Genomic DNA, 17,797 nt, shown 5'->3' on the forward strand with positions numbered 1-17,797 from the left:
CTTTCCGGCTCGGAAGTGGTGTAATGCGTAACATAATGATCTTGGCGGCGATCATGATCGGCCTCGGCACTTTCATGGCGCAGATGGCGGACAGGATGAGCTCCGCCTCGGCGACGTCGGTGCCACGCACGACCGTGGCACTCGCGTCCACCGCGCCGGCCGGCGGCCGCAGCCTCAGCATCCCCCGCGACGGACGGGGTCATTTCCAGACCGACGGCCGGATTGAAGGCCAGCGCATCGGCTTCATGGTCGACACCGGCGCCTCCGTGGTTGCGCTGAACGAGACCTCGGCCGCCCGCTTTGGCCTGCGTCCCTCGCGCGGCGATTACAATGCGACCGTCTCCACCGCCAACGGCACCATCAAGGCCGCGCGCACCCGTATCGCCATGCTCGATGTCGGCGGCCTAATCGTGCGCGACGTCGACGCCATGGTGCTGCCCGACGAGGCGCTGTCCGAGAACCTGCTCGGCCTCTCCTTCCTCTCCCGCCTCAAGCGTTTCGAATACGCCAACGGCCAGATGGTTCTGGAGCAGTAAGGTCTCCCCGGCGGCCTTGTTAGGCCCTCCCGCTGGGGCGGGCGGAGTGCTATATTCCGCCAATGAACAGTCCCGATGCGATTGCCATCTTGCGACAGTCCGAACCTGCCCTGCGCGAGCGGGGCGTTTTGCATGCCGCGTTGTTTGGCTCGGTGGCGAGGGGCGAAAGCCATTCCGGCAGTGATGTCGATATCATAGTCGAGATCGATCCCGATGCGCGGATCACGATCTTCGATTACGTCGAGCTCAAGGAATATATTGCCAATCTTTTTGACGAGCCCGTTGACGTCGTCAACCGCGACGGCCTGAAATCATACCTCGCTCCCGCAGCGACGGCTGACGCTGTCTATGCCTTCTGATCGCATCGAGGGGACTCTCCGCGACGTCTTGCATCACATCGATCTGGCGATCGAGTTCGCCGGAGGCCTTGATCGTGATGCGTTCGCGGCGGATCTACGGACCGTCTATGCGGTAACGCGGTGCCTCGAGATCATTTCAGAAGCATCTCGCCGCCTGCCTGATGACTTGAAAACGAGGCACCCAGCGATCGCGTGGAAGCAGATGGCGGCTGCGGGCAATGTCAATCGCCACAACTATGAGGACGTTGCGCCCGTTTTGGGTGGGTGACGGTTCAACAGGCTCTTCCGCCTCTAAAGGCCGTCGTTGAAAAGGAGGTTGCACGCCTGCAGAGTTAGCCCATTCTGGTCAGAGATGCATATCACGTCGCGGGTACAAACCCCGTTACCAAACCGCCGCAATTATCCGCCATAAGCCTTCATTCCCGCCTTCCGCTGCGGCCCGGCATTCGCTAAGGCTGCACCAAATCCTGCCTCATTTCGCGAGACCGTCTCAATGTTTCCCAAGCCGAAATCCGTCTTGCTGCCCAACACTTACGCCTTCGAATCCGAGCCGATGGTGAAGGCCACGGGTTTTCGCGAATACGACGCGCGCTGGTTGTTCCAGAAGGAAATCAACCTGATGGGAATCCAGGCACTCGGCATGGGGCTGGGTGCGCTGATCGCCGAGCTCGGGGTCAAGCAAGAGATCGTCACCGGTCATGATTTCCGCGGCTATTCGGCCTCGATCAAATACGCGCTGATCTCCGGCCTGATGGCAGCAGGCTGCAAGGTGCACGACATCGGGCTCGCGGTGACGCCGATGGCCTATTTTGCGCAGTTCGATCTCGACGTGCCCTGCTGCGCCATGGTCACAGCCTCGCACAACGACAATGGCTGGACCGGCGTGAAGATGGGCGCCAATCGCCCGCTGACCTTCGGTCCCGACGAGATGACGCGGCTGAAGGAGATCGTGCTGGGCGCCGAGTTCAAGAACAAGGCCGGCGGCTCCTATCAGTTTCACGAGAATTATCCGGCGCGCTACATCGCCGATCTTACCAGCCGTCCGAAGCTCAAGCGCAAGCTCAAGGTCGTCGCGGCCTGCGGCAACGGCACCGCCGGCGCGTTTGCGCCGCAGGTGCTTGAAGCGATCGGCTGCGAGGTGATCCCGCTCGACACCGAGCTCGACCACACTTTCCCGAAATACAATCCAAACCCTGAAGACATGGAGATGCTGCACGCCATCCGCGACGCGGTGCTGCAGCACAAGGCCGATGTCGGCCTCGGCTTCGACGGTGACGGCGATCGCTGCGGCGTCGTCGACAACACCGGCGAGGAGATCTTTGCCGACAAGGTCGGCGTGATGCTGGCGCGCGACATGTCGGCGATCCACAAGGACGCGCAGTTCGTCGTCGACGTGAAGTCGACCGGCCTGTTCGTGACCGATCCGGTGCTGCAGAAGCAGGGCGCGAAGGTCGCCTACTGGAAAACCGGCCATTCCTACATGAAGCGCCGCACCCACGAGATGGGCGCGCTCGCGGGCTTCGAGAAGTCCGGCCATTTCTTCTTTAACAAGCCCTATGGCCGCGGCTATGACGATGGCCTGGTGTCGGCGCTCGCGATCTGCGATATGCTCGACCGCGCCCCCGGCAAGTCGATGGCGGACTTGAAGAACGCGCTGCCAAAAACCTGGTCGTCGCCGACCATGTCGCCGCATTGCGCCGACGAGACCAAATACGGTGTCATCGACAAGGTGGTGAAGCACTTCGAGGGCTTGCAGGCGAAGGGTGCCAAGATCGGCGGCCAGTCGATCCGCGACCTCGTCACCGTCAACGGCGTGCGCGTCACGGTCGAGGACGGAAGCTGGGGCCTGGTGCGCGCCTCCTCCAACAAGCCCGAGCTCGTCGTCGTGGTCGAGAGCCCGGTCTCCGAGCAGCGCATGCACGACATGTTCGAGATGGTGAACAGCGTGCTGCGCACGCATCCCGAGATCGGCGAGTACAATCAGAAGATCTGAGGCGCGAGGCTAGCGTCACTTGCTGTCATGCCCCGGCTTGACCGGGGCATCCAGTACGCCGCGGCCTCAAGCCGGGCGATGACAGCGTCTGGGTGGTGAGACCCTACGCCGTCACCACAGCCGGGATCGGCAGCGTGGTCACCGACTTGATCTTCTCCATCGCGAAGCGCGAGGTGACGTTCTTCAGCGGCACGGCGCTGATCAGCTTCTTGTAGAACACGTCATAGGCTTGCATGTCCGCGACGACGACGCGCAGCATGTAGTCGACGTCGCCGGCCATGCGATAGAACTCCATCACCTCGGGCATGGCGCTGACGGCTTCGGCGAACTTCTTCAGCCAGGCGTCGGAATGGTCGGCGCTCTCCACCGACACGAACACGGAGATGCCGAGCCCGATCTTGTTCTGGTCGACCAGCGCCACCCGCTTGATGATCACGCCGTCGGCCTCCAGGCGCTGGATACGCTTCCAGCAGGGGGTCGAGGACAGGCCGACGCGGTCGCCGATCTCGGCGACGGAGAGGGAAGCATCGTCCTGAAGGACCATCAGAATCTTGCGGTCGATGGCGTCGAGGCGGCGGCTGGTCTCGGGGATCTGGACAGCGAGATCGGTCATTTGAAGAACTTTGTTCCATTTCAAGGGGCGTTTTCCCTGATATAGAGAAAATCTTTCTATAGCAAGTCTATAATCTCGGCGCTCGATCGAGCGTCGCCGTCTGCGACATGCTTAAAAGCTTTTCAACTTCAATACGTTGCGGAGACGCCATGCCGCCGCCGTGGCGGGTGCATTTCAGCGCTGCGGCGGCCGCGGCGAATTGCAGCGCCTCCCGCACGCCGCCGCCTTCGGCGAGACGTAGCGTGAAGGCGCCATGGAACACGTCGCCGGCGCCGAGCGTGTCGACAGCCTGAACCGCGAACGCCAGCGTCTCCTCCAGCTCCCCCGCCTCGTTCAGCCAGATCGTGCCGCGCGGGCCGCGGGTGGCGGCGAGGAAGGCGGGCGTGAGCGCGGCCAAGCGCTTCAACGCCGCGCCGTCATCGGCGATGCCGGCCGTCTCCTGCACCTGTTCGCTGGCAAACAGCAGGTGCGAGGCGACCGTGAGCAGGCTGTCCTGCAACGACATCGCGCGATCGACGCCGACGATGACGGCAATGCCGCGCCGGCGTGCCTCAGCGCAGAGCGAGGTCGCGAATGCGGCGCAGCGGCTTTCGACGAGAACCGCCCGGCAATCGGCGAGCAGTGCGTCGGCGTCCGGCAGCTTCACGGTCGACAGCGCGGGATCGCGATAGATGGTGAGCGTTCGTTCGCCCGACGGATCGATCATGATCGCCGACACAGGCGTCATCAGCCCCGGCATGCGCACGATTTGTGTGGTCTCGATGCCTTCAGCTTCCATCCGTTCGAGGATGAAGCCGCTCGAAATCTCCCGGGCATCGCCCATGGGGCCCGCGAAAGAGACGCGGCCGCCAAGCCGCGCCATGGCGATTGCGGCATTGAGCGCGTTGCCGCCGCAGATCTCCGCGAGATGGGTGGCATTCGCCTTGCTGCCGCGCGCGGGCACGGCCTCGACCCGAAAGGTCAGGTCGCGCACGGGAATGCCGATGCAGAGGATGCGCGGCGCGATCCCTGATGCAGCCATCGGCGGTCTCAGCTCTTGCCGTGCACCCAGCGGCCGAGCAGGTGATGGGCGATGGCGAACGGATGCGGACCGGCGAGCCCGTCGGGATGCGTCCGCGTCAGCATCAGGGCGGCCTCCTCGCGCGTGAACCAGCGCGCATCCTCAAGCTCGGAATGATCGACGACGATGTCCTCGCTCACGGCCCGCGCGCTGCAGCCGATCATCAGCGACGACGGGTAAGGCCAGGGCTGGGTCATGTAATACTGCACGTCGGTGCAGCGGATCCCGGACTCTTCGAGGATCTCGCGGCGCACCGCGTCCTCGATGGTTTCGGCGGCCTCGACGAAGCCGGCGAGGCACGAATACATGCCGGGCGGAAACTGCTTCTGGCGGCCGAGCAGGCATTTTTCGCCGGAGGCGACGTGCATGATCACGACAGGGTCGGTGCGCGGGAAATGCTCGGCCTTGCAACTCGGGCATTCGCGCTTCCAGCCGCCTTCCTTCATCCCGGTCCGCGTGCCGCAATTGGCGCAATAGCCGTGGCGCTGATGCCAGCTCACCATCGATTTCGCCATTGCGATCGCCGACAGCTCCTCCGGGCGAACTGCGCCCTGCATCGCCATGCCGCGCAACTCGGTGAGGGCGTAGTCCTCGCGTCCGACCAGCTTCTCGGACGCGGCCTGCGACAGGCCCATACCGAACATGGCGGCGCCGTCGCGCAGACCCAAGAAGATCGTACCGGGATTGGCGCCGCATTTCAGCGCCTCGTCGATTCCCAGCAGGGCGCGCATTTTTTCGCCCTCGCGCTTCACCAGCAGCGAGTCTCGGTAGACGATATAGGCGCGCGACGACGGCTTCTGCTCCATCGCGAACAGCTTTTCGTCGTCGCGGCGCAGATGCGCGGCACGGTCAAGAATGTTGGTGACGAAGGCCGGTTGTCCCAGCGGAAACGAGTCGAATGCTGACATTTCTTGTTCTTTTCTCGTTCTTTCAACCCAACCAGATCTTGCGGCGAAGCGCGCTGATGAAATTCTGCACCTCTGTGGCATCGTGCGCCAAGGGCTGCATCACGCCCCAGACCGGCCGCGGCCAGGCGGCGTCGCCAGTGCGGCGCGCGATGATGTGGACGTGAAGCTGCGGAACGAGGTTGCCGAGCGCCGCGATGTTGAGCTTGTCGCAGTTGGTGATCTCCTTCAGCGCGCGCGAGACGCGGGAGATCTCCGTCATCAATTGCGCCTGCTGCACCTCGTCGAGATCGATGATCTCGACCGCATCCGCACGCCGCGGCACCAGCAGCAGCCAGGGATAATGCGCGTCCTTGATGACCAGCACCTTGGACAGCGGCAAATCGCCGATGTCGATGGTGTCCTCTTTCAGGCGGGAGTGCAGCGACCAGGCGGGATCAGACATATGTGTTTCCAGATTGCCCGGCGACCGGGCTCGTTTGGTCGGACCATACGATACCGATTCCGATAGGGGAAGGATCGGGGCTCCGCTGCCGCTGCATACTCGCTCGTCGTCCTGGACAAGCGAAACGCTGATCTAGGACCCCCGTGCGAGCGTTTGCGGGAGGCGTCTACGCCTCCGCCAGCACGCGCGCGTTGGCGCGGATCGAGGCTTCGCTGACGCGGATGCCGAGGCCGGGGCCATCGGGCACCACGACGTGCCCGCCGCGATTCGCGACGCGCTCTTCCAGCACGTCCTCGGTCAGCACATGATGCGGCATGTAGAATTCGCAGCCGAGCGAGATGCCGGGTGTTGCGGCGATCAGCTGCGTGCCGGCGGCCAGCCCAATGCCGCCTTCCCACAACGTGCCGCCATAACCGGGCAGGCCGGCGATGTCGGCGATCGCCATGATCGCCTGGGCCTCGAACAGGCCGCCGGCCTTCATCAACTTGATCGAGACGGCGTCTGCCGCCTCGCGGCGCACCACCTCCATCATGTCGCGGCGGTCGAAACAGCTTTCGTCGGCGAGCACGGGCGTTTCCAGCGCCGCCGTGAGCTGCGCCATCACGTCGAGATATTTGCGTGGCACCGGCTGCTCGATGAAGGTCGGCGCGAACTGCTCGACGTCGCGCAGGATCTTGATGGCGCCGAACGGCGCCAGCGCCTGGTTGTAATCGACGCGCAGATCGACCTTGTCGCCGAACTCGTTGCGGATCGCCTCAAGATGATCGAGGTCCTCGCTATGCGGCTTCACGCCGGTCTTGACCTTGTAGATGACGTTGCCGTCCGGAACCATCGTTCGCATGCGTTCGAGATCGGCGGCGAAATCCGGATCGGCGATGGAGAACGACAGCGGGATCGTGTCGCGCACGCGGCCGCCGAGCAAATCGGCAACCGAAAGTCCCGACGACTTGCCGACGATGTCGAGCAGCGCCATCTCGATCGCGACCTTGGCCTCGGCATGTCCGACCAGCGCACGGTCGAGCTCAGCCATCAGCGCGCGGATGCGGCGCACCGGCTTGCCCAGCACGATCGGCCGCAAATAGATGTCGAGCGCAGAAAACGCCGCTTCCGGCGTTCCCGTGAACACCTCCCACGGGGCAGCCTCGCCCCAGCCGATCACGCCGTCGCTCGAGGTGACCTCGATCAGCACGCGCTTCACCGTGCCCTTGACGTTGCCGACGCCCTGGAGGCGCGCCATCTTGATCGGGCTTTCGATCAGGAACAGCCTGATGCGTTCGACGGTCGCTTCGATCATGTCAGGCCTCCATTGACGTGCCAAACCTGGCCGGTGACGTAGGATGCTTTTGGTGACGCCAGGAAGGCGATGATCTCGGCGACTTCCTCCGGTCGTCCGCGACGCCCCATCGGGATCAGCGCCTCGGTTGCGGCGATCTGCTCGGGCGAAAGCCTGCTCTCGCTCGGTCTGTCCTTGAGGATGAGGCCCGGCGCGACCGCGTTGACGGTGATGCCGTCCTGGGCGAGCTCGACCGCAGTGAGGCGCACCAGGGCTTCGAGCGCGGCGCGGCTTGCGGCGGTCGCGGCGAACGGCGCGAATTCAGGCCGGATCGCATGCGCCACGAACGACGACACCGCGACGATCCGCGCATCGTGTCCCGCCCGCAACAGCGGGAGCGCGGCGTCGACCAGGCGCGTGAACGCCAGCGCCGATTCGTCCATCGCCTGACGGAACTGATCCGCCGGCGTGCCGATCGCGCTGCCGCGGCGGGCATGGCCGCCGACCAGGATCAATCCATCGAGCCGGCCGTAAGCGCGTTGCGTAGCGGCGATGGCGTCAGTGGCTGCAGTCTCCTCAGCGAGATCGCCGAGGCATTTTGCGACGATCGCGCCTTGCGCTTCGGCTTCCGCCGCCGTGGCGTCGAGGCCGGCTGCATTGGAGCGCGTGTGCAGTAGCAGCGCGTTGCCGGGGGCGGCGAGCAGTTTTGCGGTGGCGCGGCCGATGCCGCTGGCGGCGCCGGTGACGAGATAGACACGATCGATATCAGGCATCACGATATTGCGTTGGCCGGCGGAAGCGCGCCGGTGCGGTGGAAATGGCTGAGGAAGGCGCGCGTCGCCGCTTGCTGCGGATTGTCGATCACCTGTCGCGCCGGACCTTCCTCGACCACGACGCCGTCGCGCATGAAGATCAGACGGTCGGCGACTTCGCGGGCAAAGGCGATCTCGTGGGTCACGATCACCATGGTCATGCCCTCGGACGCCAATTGCTGGATGACGGCGAGCACCTCGCCGACCAACTCGGGGTCGAGCGCAGAGGTCGCCTCATCGAACAGCATCACGTCCGGCTCCATGGCGAGCGCGCGGGCGATCGCGACGCGCTGCTTCTGTCCGCCTGAGAGCGTTGCCGGATATTGGTCCGCCTTCTCCGCAAGCCCAACTTTGGCAAGCTGTATCCGCGCCAGCTTTTCGGCGTTAGGCTTGGCCATCCGACGCACCGTGACCGGTCCCTCCATCACGTTCTGGAGCGTCGTCATGTGCGGAAACAGATTAAAGTGCTGGAACACCATGCCGGTGGTGGCGCGGAATCGTGCCAGCGTCCTCACATCGGGGAGCTTCGTACCCTCGCCGAACGAGAAGCGCGTGTCGCCGACGCGAACGCTGCCGCCGTCGGGCGTCACCAGGAGATTGACGCAGCGGAGCAGCGTCGACTTGCCGGAGCCGGACGGTCCGATCAGCGCCACGACGCCGCCCTTGGCGACCTCCAGGCTGATGCTCTTCAAAACCTCGTTGCTGCCAAAGCTCTTGCGCAGGCCGCGGATCTCGATTTTCGACGTGTCGCTCATTCGCTGACCGCCAGTCGCTTCTCGCCGCGCCGGACCATAATGGTCAGGGGAATCAGGATTGCCGCATAGGCGACCGCGACGGCGGTGTAGGTTTCCAGCGGACGGTAGCTGTCATGGGCGGCGACCTGGCTCTGATAGACGAGGTCGGGCACCGCCAGCACCGAGACCAGCGAGGTGTTCTTGAACTGGATGATCGACTGGTTCATCAGCGCCGGGATCATGCGCTTGATTGCCTGCGGCAGCACGATGCGGCGCATGCTCTGTCCCGGCGTCATGCCGAGTGCCGCGCCGGCTTCGGACTGGCCACGGTCGATCGAGATGATGCCGCCGCGGATGATCTCCGAATAGAACGAACCGCCATAGAGCGAGAGCGCCAGCGCCGAAGCCGTGATCGGCGTCATCTCGACTCCGGCCAGGATCGGCAGCGCGTAATAGAACCAGATCAGCTGCACCAGGATCGGCGTGCAGCGGAACGCCTCGATGAAGGTCAGCGCGAGCAAACGCACCGCCTTGAAGCGCGAGAGGGTGCCGAAGGCGCCGAACAGGCCGAATACGAGACCGAGCACGACGATGACCACGGTGAAGCCGACGGTGACGCCGAGCCCGTTGAGAAAGAGCCAGCGATAGCTCCAGAGGATGCTGAAGTCCCACTGATACATGCGTGCTTTCTTGCTTCACCTCTCCCGCTTGCGGGTGAGGGCTCTGTCCTCACGGGGGTTCTTGGTTGTGGAGACACCCTCACCCCGACCCTCTCCCGCAAGCGGGAGAGGGAGCGCACCGCGCCTTGCGGGCTGAGCTCGACCCGAACTCATCACACCTTACAGCGAAACGCCCGGCGGAATGTCCGCCTCGGTCACGCCCACCAGCTCCATGTTGGTGATGATCGCGTTGCGGATGAAGCCGAGGCCCTTGTTGAAGTCGATCCAGGTGTTGACGTAGTCGCGCCAGGTCTTGTCGCTCTCGCGGCGGAAGCCGGCATTCGACGTGGTGGCGAAGATCGGCGTCGGCAGCACGAACTGGCCGAGCGAGGGATTCTTCTTCAGCACCGTCAGCGACAGCATGGTGATCAGGCACTGCGCGTCGACGCGGCCGGTCTGGAGCGCGGCGGTGGCGTCGTCGGCGGTCTTCAGCCGCGAGATCTGCGCCTTCGGCGTCAGACGGCTGACGACCTGGTCGTGCGACGAGCCCTGGTCGACGGCGATCTTGACGTCGGGCGAGTTGAGCTCGGCCCAGCTCTTCGGCTTGAAATCCTTCTTGCAGAGGATGCCGAAGGCGTTGTTGAAGACCGGCACCGAGAAGTCGACCACCAGCGCGCGCTTCGGGGTCGGGTTGAGGCCGAAGAAGATGTCGATCTTGTTGGATTGGAGATCGAGCACCGAATTGCCCCAGGTGGTTTCGGTGATGTCGAGCTCAGCTTCCATGTCGTCGGCCAGCGCCTTGGCGATGTCGACGTAAAAACCCTTCCACTGGCCGCTGGCGAGGTCCTTCATGTAATAGGGCGCGCCGCCGCCGACCGCGCCGATCCGCATCTTCTTGGTGCGGCGAATGCGGGCGAAGGTCGATTCGTTGGGATCCGCTGCGGTCTGCGCCACGGCCGGGGAGGCCAGCGTGGCCGCAGCCATCGCGCCAAGTCCGACAATCGATGCGACATCACGACGTGTAACCATTTTGAGGAATCGCTTTTCTGGTTGGATGAAGGTGTGTGATTGATCTCGCGCGAAAATTCCCATCAATCGGCGTCAGCCGGCTGAAAAAACGCTCTGGATCGGACTTTCGCGCACCCTTTGTTTTGGTTCTGGCAGGATTTCATAGAAAGGCGCTGCCGGGCGGGCCCTGTCAAGACTCGATTGCCTCAGGGATGAGCGGGCCTCGAAGATAGGCACGGAGCCTATCGGCGTGACGCATTCCGAGGCGAATGTCCGCATCTGCGCCTGGTGGCGAGAGTGGCGCGGCGATGCCTGGCACGGCCCGGCGAGCGGCTCGGTTCAAACTATTTTCGCGAAAAATTGAGAGGCTTCGGTGGCTCGCTTTAAAAATGCGAACGGCACCTGTCGGTGCCGTTCGTCGAAGACGACCAGAGGTCGGTCAGGATCGGCCGATCCTATTCTGCGGCCTTTTCTGCAGCCTTTTTTGCAGCCTTGGCGCGAACAGTCGCAAGACGCGTCAACGCGTCGCGGACGCCCGCGCCGTAGGCGGGATCGGCCTTGGTGCAATTGGCGATGTGCCGTTCCTGGATCGGGATGGCCGCCGCTCCGACAGCGCGCGCCGTGTTGTCGAACAAGGCCTGCCGCTGCTCAGCGTTCATCTTACGAAAGAGGTCGCCGGGCTGCCGATAATGATCGTCGTCGATGCGGTGATCCCAATGTGCCGCTGCACCGTCGATCTCGAGCGGCGGCTCGTTGAGATCGGACTGGTCCGTCCATTCGCCGCGGCTGTTCGGGAAGTAGGTCGGCGTGCCCCCGAGATTGCCGTCGGTCCGCATTGCGCCGTCGCGATGGTAGCTGTGATACGGACATTTCGGCGCGTTGACCGGGATCAGATGATGGTTGACGCCGAGGCGATAGCGCGCCGCGTCGCCGTAGGAGAACAGCCTTGCCTGCAGCATCTTGTCGGGCGAGAAGCCGATGCCCGGAACGACATGAGCCGGCGAGAAGGATGCCTGCTCGACCTCGGCGAAGACATTTTCCGGATTGCGGTTCAGTTCGAAATAGCCGACCTCGACCAGTGGGAAGTCCGCCTTGGGCCAGACCTTGGTCAGGTCGAACGGGTTGAAGGCAAACGCCTTGGCCTGATCGTCGGTCATGATCTGCACGAACATCGTCCAACGCGGGAAATCGCCGCGTTCGATGCTCTCGAACAGGTCGCGCTGGTGAGTCTCGCGGTCCTTGCCGATGAGTGCTTCAGCCTCGGCATCAGTCAGGTTTTCGACGCCCTGCTGCGTCCGGAAGTGAAATTTCACCCAGGTCCGCTCATTGGCGGCATTGATGAAGCTGTAGGTGTGGCTGCCGAAGCCATGCATATGCCGGAAGCTTCTGGGAAGGCCGCGCTCGCTCATCACGATGGTGACCTGATGCAGGGCTTCCGGTAACAGCGTCCAGAAGTCCCAATTGTTGTCGGCGCTGCGCATTCCGGTCCGGGGATCGCGCTTGATCGCATGATTGAGGTCGGGAAAGCGCAGCGGATCGCGGAAGAAGAACACGGGCGTGTTGTTGCCCACCATGTCCCAATTGCCTTCCTCGGTGTAGAACTTGAGCGCAAAGCCGCGGATGTCGCGTTCGGCGTCGGCCGCGCCGCGCTCGCCGGCGACCGTCGAGAAGCGCGCGAACATCGGCGTCACCTTGCCGATCTCCGAGAAGATCCTCGCCTTGGTATAGCCTGAGATGTCATGGGTGACCGTGAAGGTCCCGAAGGCGCCGGATCCCTTGGCATGCATGCGTCGCTCGGGAATCACCTCGCGATCGAAATGGGCGAGCTTCTCGATCAGCCAGACATCCTGCAACAATGCGGGGCCACGGCGGCCGGCGGTCATGATGTTGAGATTGTCGCTGACGGGAGCTCCCGTCGCGTGCGTGAGGTGGGGGCGTTTATCGCTCATGTCGTACTTCCTGATCGGTGATTGAGGCGCGGATTTGCAACGGGCACGAAGTGCGTTCAGCCGTGCCAATGGGAGTTGCGGATGACGCTGCAGAAATTGCCGCGATGGAAATGCGGCTCCTTGTCGGCAATGACATCGGCCTTGACGTTGCCGAACGTCGTATCCGGCCGGTGCTTGATGCCGTCGTAGAAGGCCTGGATGATGTCTTCCTTGAAGTGCGGTGTGCGCGGAAACGCCTTCACGACCGCCGTGCGCTCTTCGTCGGAATATTCGCCGTAGGTGAGTCCGAGAACGTCCATCTCGACGCCTGCGGTCACCAGCGCGACGACAGGGTGCATGTGCTGAGGGACGCCCGGCGTCGTGTGCAGGGCGATCGCGGTCCAGACGGTGTAGGCATCGGCTTCCGAAATGCCGTGGCTACGCAGGAACGCGCGCGCGGCGTGCGCGCCGTCGACCTCGAACCGCTCGTGCTTGCTGCCATGGTGCGGCATCAGGCCGATATCGTGAAACATGGCGCCGGCGTAAAGCAGTTCGCGGTCGAATGTCAGTCCGCGGCGGACGCCCGCTATCGCGCCGAATTGGTAGACGCGGCTGGAATGGTTGAAGAGCAGGTCGGTTTCGGTGTCGCGGATGTATTCGGTGATGGCGCGCGCCAGCCTGCTGTCGGGAATGACGGTGGCCTCGATGATGTCTGACATGGTCAGCTCCTGAAATTTCGGTCGCGCGCATCGTAAATCCCGGCTAGTCTGTCTGGAATCGACGTAATACGTCTAAAGCGGACAAATCCGGACTGAGGCGGCCATGGGCGCGAAACCGAAGCCAAGAACGATCGTGATCGTGGCGCTGCCGGGAGTGCAGTTGCTCGACGTTGCCGGACCACTCGACGTGTTTGCCGAAGCGAACGTGCAGGCCGGCTATCCGGCCTATGCCTTGTTCGTGGGCGGCGCGGAGCCGGGGCCGATCCGCAGCTCCTCAGGCATCCGGCTGATGCCTGACCGGATCGTCGACCGTGACTTCCAGGACCCCATCGACACCTTGCTGGTGGCGGGATGCCCGAACGCCGCCGAAGTCCCTGCGGATGGACGCGTGGTCGACTGGCTTCGGCGACGGGCTTCGAGGACCCGTAGATTCGGCTCGGTGTGCAGCGGGGCGTTCTTTCTTGCCGCCGCCGGTCTTCTGGATGGCAGGCGGGTCACGACGCATTGGGCGGTCGCAGACATGCTGGCCAGCAGATTCCCATCGGTCACGGTGGACAAGGATGCCATCTACGTCATCGACGGAAAGCTCCGCACAGCCGCCGGCGTGACTGCGGGGCTCGATCTGGCGCTGGCACTGGTCGAGGAAGATCTCGGACGCGATACGGCCATGAAGGTCGCAAGCCAGCTCGTGATGTTCTTCAAGCGCCCGGGTGGGCAGATGCAGTTCACCCGCAAGGGCGAGGCTGTCCCCGCCGGCCGCGCCGCGCTGCAGGAGCTGCAGCGCTGGGTCGCCGCCAATCCCGGGCTGGATCACAGCGTCGCCAGCCTGGCGACGCGCATGGAGCTCAGCCCGAGGCATTTTGCGCGGCTGTTCCGCGCCGAGGTGGGGGTCACGCCTGCGACCTGGGTCGAAGAGGCCCGCGTCAACGCGGCGCGGCGGCTGCTCGAGTTTGGCAATGAAGCCCCGAAGCAGGTGGCGCTGCATTGTGGATTTGCCGACGCCGATACGCTGCGCCGCGCATTCCATCGTCACGTCGGTGTGACGCCCGCGGAGTACCGTAAGCGATTTGCGCGAATCACGGAGGTTCCAGGCAGCGGACCCTGAGCCGTTGTCAGCGGCCCAAATGGTTCGACGGGCCGCCCCGCCGGGTGCGCGGGACCGACGCATACCCGCTTGCTTTCCGGCCCTTTTGGCCCCAAATAGGGGCCGGGAGATTGGCGGTGGACGAGCCACTCGCCAACCGGGTCAGGTCCGGAAGGAAGCAGCCCTAACGAGGTCCGGATCGGGTCGCTCGTCAGTCTCCTACTTGTTTTTCGAGCGAATTGCGCCGGCGCAAAACCGCCAGCGCGCTCCTTTCCGCAAACGCCGGCTGAAAGACATTCCATTGCGGATCGACCGATGACCGACGCCGGCGCCCCTCCCAATTCCGATAGCGCCAGCCAGGCCGGCTTTGCCCTCGGCGCCCAGCCGGGAACGCCCTACCGGGTGCTGGCGCGGAAATACCGCCCTTCCTCGTTCGACGATCTGATCGGCCAGGAGGCTGTGGTCCGCACCGTCTCCAATGCGTTCGAGACCGGCCGCATTCCGCAGGCCTGGATCCTCACCGGCGTTCGCGGGGTCGGCAAGACCACCACCGCGCGCATTCTTGCCCGTGCGCTCAACTACGAGATGCCGGATAATTCGGTGAAGGGCCCGACCGTCCACATGCCGACGCTCGGCGTGCATTGCCAGGCGATCATGGAAAGCCGGCACATGGACGTGCTGGAGATGGACGCGGCCTCGCATACCGGCGTCGACGACGTCCGCCAGATCAATGACAGCGTGCGCTACGCGCCGGCCAGCGCCCGCTACAAGGTCTACATCATCGACGAAGTCCACATGCTGTCGACGGCGGCGTTCAACGCGTTCCTGAAGACGCTGGAAGAACCTCCGGAGCACGCCAAATTCGTGTTCGCCACGACGGAGATCCGCAAGGTTCCGGTCACGGTGCTGTCGCGCTGCCAGCGTTTCGACCTGCGCCGGGTCGAGGCCGACGTGCTGATGAAGCATCTCGCCAACATCGCGGCCAAGGAAAACGTCGAGATCGAGCCGGAGGCGCTCGGAATCATCGCGCGCGCAGCGGAAGGCTCGGTGCGCGATTCGCTCTCGCTGCTCGATCAGGCGATCGCGCATGCAGCAGGCACCGTGAAGGCCGATGCTATCAGGCAGATGCTGGGGCTCGCCGACCGCACCCGCGTCATCGACCTTTTTGACTCTCTGGCGCGTGGCGACATCGCCAGCGCCTTCAGGGAGTTCCGCGACCAGTACGACGTCGGCGCCGATCCGATCGTCGTGCTCTCGGATCTCGCCGAGTTCGTCAATTTCGTCACCCGCGTGAAGATCGTGCCGGCGACCGCCGACAACGTCGCCTATGGCGAGACCGAGCGCGTGCGCGCGCGGGATTTCGCCTCGAAGATCTCGATGCGCGTGCTGTCGCGGATGTGGCAGATGCTGCTCAAGGGCATCACCGAGGTGCAGGCCGCGACGCGGCCCGCGGCAGCCGCCGAGATGGTGCTGGTGCGCATCGCCTATGTCGCCGACCTGCCGACGCCGGACGAGGCGCTCAAGATGCTGGAGCAGGGCGGAGGCGGTTCGCCGGTCGTGAGCGGTGGCGGTGCCGCGCGTAGCGCGCCGGTTGCGTCCGCTGCGCCCGTTCGCATGCCGAATTCGTCTCCGCCCTCGTTTGGCGGCGGCGGTGGGGCCCGTCCGCAGATGGCAGCGCCCGCTTCTGACCCGCAAGGCGCGACGCCCGCGCTGCGCGTCACGAGCTTCACCCAGCTCGTCGCGCTCGCCGGCCAGAGGCGCGACCTCATGATCAAGGGCGCGCTCGAAGGCGACATGCGTCTCGTCCGTTTCGAGGAGGGCCGGCTGGAAGTCGCGCTCGAGCCCAACGCCTCCAAGACCATGATTTCCGACCTCGCGCGAAAATTCGAGCTGTGGACCGGGCGCCGCTGGACCGTGATCGTCTCCAACGAGCAAGGCCAGCCGACGCTGCGCTCGGTGAACCAGGCGGCCAAGCAGGAACATGCGCGCACCGCGGAGGCCGATCCGCGCGTGCGGGAGGTGCTGTCGCGTTTTCCGGGTGCGAAGGTCGTCGAAGTCCGCAGGCTTGCCCCCGAGGCGCCGGCATCCGATATTAACGCCGACTATGGCAGTGACGATCCGCCCGACGGTTCCGACGGCGACGATCTCTAGAGCCTAGCTTTCCAAGGACAGCACCGATGGTCGATATTTTCGGCATGATGAAGCAGGCGCAGCAGCTGCAATCCAAGATGCAGGAGATGCAGGACCAACTCGCCAACGTCGAGGTCGAGGGCATTTCCGGCGGCGGTCTCGTCGCCGTGCGCATGACCGCGAAGATGGACGTCAAGGGCGTCAGGATCGATCCCTCGCTGATGAAGGTCGAAGAGCGCGAGGTGCTCGAGGATCTGCTCGTCACCGCGTTCGGTGACGCCCGCCGCAAGGCGGAAGCCGCCATGCAGGAGAAGATGCAGGCGCTCACGGGCGGGCTCAGCCTGCCGCCGGGGATGCTCGGCCAATAGTATGGGCGCTGTTGCGGGTCCTGAAATCGAGCGGCTGGTCCAGCTTCTCGCGCGGCTGCCGGGCCTCGGTCCGCGCTCGGCGCGGCGTGCGGCGCTGCATCTGATCAAGAAGCGCGAAGCGCTGATGATGCCGCTGTCCTCGGCCATGCAGGTCGCGCTCGACAAGGTCCAGGTCTGCAAGACCTGCGGCAACATCGACACGCAAAGTCCCTGCACGGTCTGCCTCGATCCGAAGCGCGATCCCTCGATCATCGTCGTCGTCGCCGACGTTGCCGATCTCTGGGCGCTGGAGCGGGCCAATGCCACTCAAGGGCGCTACCATGTGCTGGGCGCGACGTTGTCGCCGCTCGACGGCGTCGGCCCGCAGGACCTCACCATCGAGGCGCTGGTGGCGCGCGCGCATGACACGCAGGTGCATGAAGTCATTCTGGCGCTGAATGCCACCGTCGACGGCCAGACCACGGCGCATTACATCACCGACCTGCTTCAGGACGCCAACGTAAAAGTAACCCGGCTCGCCCATGGTGTGCCGGTCGGCGGCGAGCTTGATTATCTCGATGAAGGTACGCTATCGGCCGCGATGCGGCAGCGCACCTTGTTCTAGCCATCCAGACTTACGGAACGAACGACATGACGAAACTTTTCGCCACACGATGGGCTTTGGTCGCAACGATGTTGATGCTGGGGACACCGGCCATCTCCGCGCAGCAGGACGACGGGGCTCCGCCGCCGGCGAAGCCCGGCAAGCTGATCAATGCCGGCGAGGTGCTCTCGGGCGAGCTGAACACGATGAAAGTGCGCGACGTCAAGAACGTCGGCAAGCGGGTTGCGACCTACCAGATCACCACCGAACCGCGCCGGCTGCCGCCGCCGAGCGGGCTGTGCAATCTCGAGACCGGGCCCGAAACCTTCCAGCTCGTTCCCAACGGCGACGCGCAGGCCGCACAGTTGAAGACATTCGCCGGCAAGGAGATCTCGGTCAAGGTCGACGAAATCGCCTGCGCCAGCGATCCCGGCCAGATGAGCGAAGCCGTGATCACGAAGTGGAGTTTGATCAACAAGCAGTAGGGGCCTCCGCTGTCATTGCGAGGAGCACTTGCGACGAAGCAATCCAGACTGTTTCCGCGGCAGTCTGGATTGCTTCGCTTCGCTCGCAATGACGAAGGTGAGA

The 17,797-nt window shown here is 64.3% G+C and carries 20 protein-coding genes and 1 other RNA gene; 10 read left to right on the forward strand and 11 right to left on the reverse strand.

The window, feature by feature from the left end; genetic code table 11:
- The first annotated feature begins 23 nt into the window (after nt 1-23).
- The 4 genes from ABIB06_RS23705 (at nt 24) to ABIB06_RS23720 (ending at nt 2,888) form a co-directional block, all read left to right on the forward strand.
- A complete protein-coding gene (locus ABIB06_RS23705) occupies nt 24-536 on the forward strand; it encodes a TIGR02281 family clan AA aspartic protease (RefSeq protein ID WP_354051138.1) in 513 nt (170 codons plus the stop codon).
- A 62-nt stretch (nt 537-598) separates the two neighbouring features.
- The gene (locus ABIB06_RS23710; protein ID WP_247351471.1) at nt 599-895 is read left to right on the forward strand and encodes a nucleotidyltransferase family protein; all 297 of its coding nucleotides are present in this window, start codon (nt 599-601) and stop codon (nt 893-895) included.
- Nucleotides 896-923: 28 nt separating this feature from the next.
- Nucleotides 924-1,163: a HepT-like ribonuclease domain-containing protein gene (locus tag ABIB06_RS23715; RefSeq protein WP_354125641.1), complete on the forward strand. Its 240-nt coding sequence runs from the start codon at nt 924-926 to the stop codon at nt 1,161-1,163.
- A gap of 225 nt (nt 1,164-1,388) precedes the next feature.
- The gene (locus ABIB06_RS23720; RefSeq protein ID WP_354051141.1) at nt 1,389-2,888 is read left to right on the forward strand and encodes a phosphomannomutase/phosphoglucomutase; all 1,500 of its coding nucleotides are present in this window, start codon (nt 1,389-1,391) and stop codon (nt 2,886-2,888) included.
- 103 nt (nt 2,889-2,991) lie between these two features.
- On the opposite strand, the gene ABIB06_RS23725 is transcribed toward ABIB06_RS23720, so the two are convergent.
- From ABIB06_RS23725 to ABIB06_RS23775, 11 genes are all read right to left on the reverse strand, one after another.
- The gene (locus ABIB06_RS23725) at nt 2,992-3,501 is read right to left on the reverse strand and encodes an Lrp/AsnC family transcriptional regulator (protein WP_247351467.1); all 510 of its coding nucleotides are present in this window, start codon (nt 3,499-3,501) and stop codon (nt 2,992-2,994) included.
- Nucleotides 3,502-3,568: 67 nt separating this feature from the next.
- On the reverse strand, nt 3,569-4,522 hold the full coding sequence (locus ABIB06_RS23730) for a sugar kinase (protein WP_354051144.1): 954 nt from the start codon (nt 4,520-4,522) through the stop codon (nt 3,569-3,571).
- An 8-nt stretch (nt 4,523-4,530) separates the two neighbouring features.
- The gene (gene nudC, locus ABIB06_RS23735; RefSeq protein ID WP_247351465.1) at nt 4,531-5,469 is read right to left on the reverse strand and encodes an NAD(+) diphosphatase; all 939 of its coding nucleotides are present in this window, start codon (nt 5,467-5,469) and stop codon (nt 4,531-4,533) included.
- Nucleotides 5,470-5,491: 22 nt separating this feature from the next.
- The gene (locus ABIB06_RS23740; RefSeq protein ID WP_354051147.1) at nt 5,492-5,911 is read right to left on the reverse strand and encodes an HIT domain-containing protein; all 420 of its coding nucleotides are present in this window, start codon (nt 5,909-5,911) and stop codon (nt 5,492-5,494) included.
- A 166-nt stretch (nt 5,912-6,077) separates the two neighbouring features.
- Nucleotides 6,078-7,205 (reverse strand): muconate cycloisomerase family protein, encoded by a 1,128-nt coding sequence (locus ABIB06_RS23745; RefSeq protein ID WP_354051149.1) that lies wholly within the window; start codon nt 7,203-7,205, stop codon nt 6,078-6,080.
- Complete coding sequence (locus ABIB06_RS23750) at nt 7,202-7,957, reverse strand: SDR family NAD(P)-dependent oxidoreductase (protein WP_354051150.1); 756 nt, start codon at nt 7,955-7,957, stop codon at nt 7,202-7,204. Before ABIB06_RS23750 ends, ABIB06_RS23745 begins: the two co-directional genes overlap by 4 nt.
- A complete protein-coding gene (locus ABIB06_RS23755) occupies nt 7,957-8,751 on the reverse strand; it encodes an amino acid ABC transporter ATP-binding protein (protein ID WP_354051152.1) in 795 nt (264 codons plus the stop codon). Before ABIB06_RS23755 ends, ABIB06_RS23750 begins: the two co-directional genes overlap by 1 nt.
- Nucleotides 8,748-9,410, reverse strand: a complete 663-nt coding sequence (locus tag ABIB06_RS23760; protein WP_247351458.1) for an amino acid ABC transporter permease — start codon at nt 9,408-9,410, stop codon at nt 8,748-8,750. Before ABIB06_RS23760 ends, ABIB06_RS23755 begins: the two co-directional genes overlap by 4 nt.
- Before the next feature lie 159 nt (nt 9,411-9,569).
- Nucleotides 9,570-10,418, reverse strand: coding sequence for a transporter substrate-binding domain-containing protein (locus ABIB06_RS23765; protein WP_354051154.1), 849 nt, complete (start codon nt 10,416-10,418; stop codon nt 9,570-9,572).
- Nucleotides 10,419-10,852: 434 nt separating this feature from the next.
- Nucleotides 10,853-12,346, reverse strand: a complete 1,494-nt coding sequence (locus ABIB06_RS23770) for a catalase (protein WP_354069259.1) — start codon at nt 12,344-12,346, stop codon at nt 10,853-10,855.
- Nucleotides 12,347-12,402: 56 nt separating this feature from the next.
- The gene (locus ABIB06_RS23775) at nt 12,403-13,044 is read right to left on the reverse strand and encodes an HD domain-containing protein (RefSeq protein WP_247351451.1); all 642 of its coding nucleotides are present in this window, start codon (nt 13,042-13,044) and stop codon (nt 12,403-12,405) included.
- 103 nt (nt 13,045-13,147) lie between these two features.
- Between ABIB06_RS23775 and ABIB06_RS23780 the strand changes: the two genes are divergently transcribed.
- From ABIB06_RS23780 to ABIB06_RS23805, 6 genes are all read left to right on the forward strand, one after another.
- Nucleotides 13,148-14,149: a GlxA family transcriptional regulator gene (locus ABIB06_RS23780; RefSeq protein WP_247445349.1), complete on the forward strand. Its 1,002-nt coding sequence runs from the start codon at nt 13,148-13,150 to the stop codon at nt 14,147-14,149.
- Nucleotides 14,150-14,254: 105 nt separating this feature from the next.
- Nucleotides 14,255-14,351, forward strand: an RNA gene (ffs, locus tag ABIB06_RS23785) — signal recognition particle sRNA small type.
- Nucleotides 14,352-14,443: 92 nt separating this feature from the next.
- A complete protein-coding gene (locus ABIB06_RS23790; RefSeq protein ID WP_354051157.1) occupies nt 14,444-16,279 on the forward strand; it encodes a DNA polymerase III subunit gamma/tau in 1,836 nt (611 codons plus the stop codon).
- Between the two features lie 26 nt (nt 16,280-16,305).
- The gene (locus tag ABIB06_RS23795; protein WP_247445347.1) at nt 16,306-16,626 is read left to right on the forward strand and encodes a YbaB/EbfC family nucleoid-associated protein; all 321 of its coding nucleotides are present in this window, start codon (nt 16,306-16,308) and stop codon (nt 16,624-16,626) included.
- Between the two features lies 1 nt (nt 16,627).
- Nucleotides 16,628-17,230 carry a recombination mediator RecR gene (recR, locus tag ABIB06_RS23800; protein WP_247445346.1) on the forward strand — a complete coding sequence of 201 codons (603 nt, stop codon included), beginning with the start codon at nt 16,628-16,630 and terminating at the stop codon, nt 17,228-17,230.
- Between the two features lie 26 nt (nt 17,231-17,256).
- The gene (locus tag ABIB06_RS23805) at nt 17,257-17,694 is read left to right on the forward strand and encodes a hypothetical protein (RefSeq protein WP_354051159.1); all 438 of its coding nucleotides are present in this window, start codon (nt 17,257-17,259) and stop codon (nt 17,692-17,694) included.
- The last annotated feature ends 103 nt before the right edge of the window (nt 17,695-17,797 follow it).

This window comes from Bradyrhizobium sp. LB8.2, assembly GCF_040548035.1.
Taxonomy (GTDB): Bacteria; Pseudomonadota; Alphaproteobacteria; order Rhizobiales; family Xanthobacteraceae; genus Bradyrhizobium.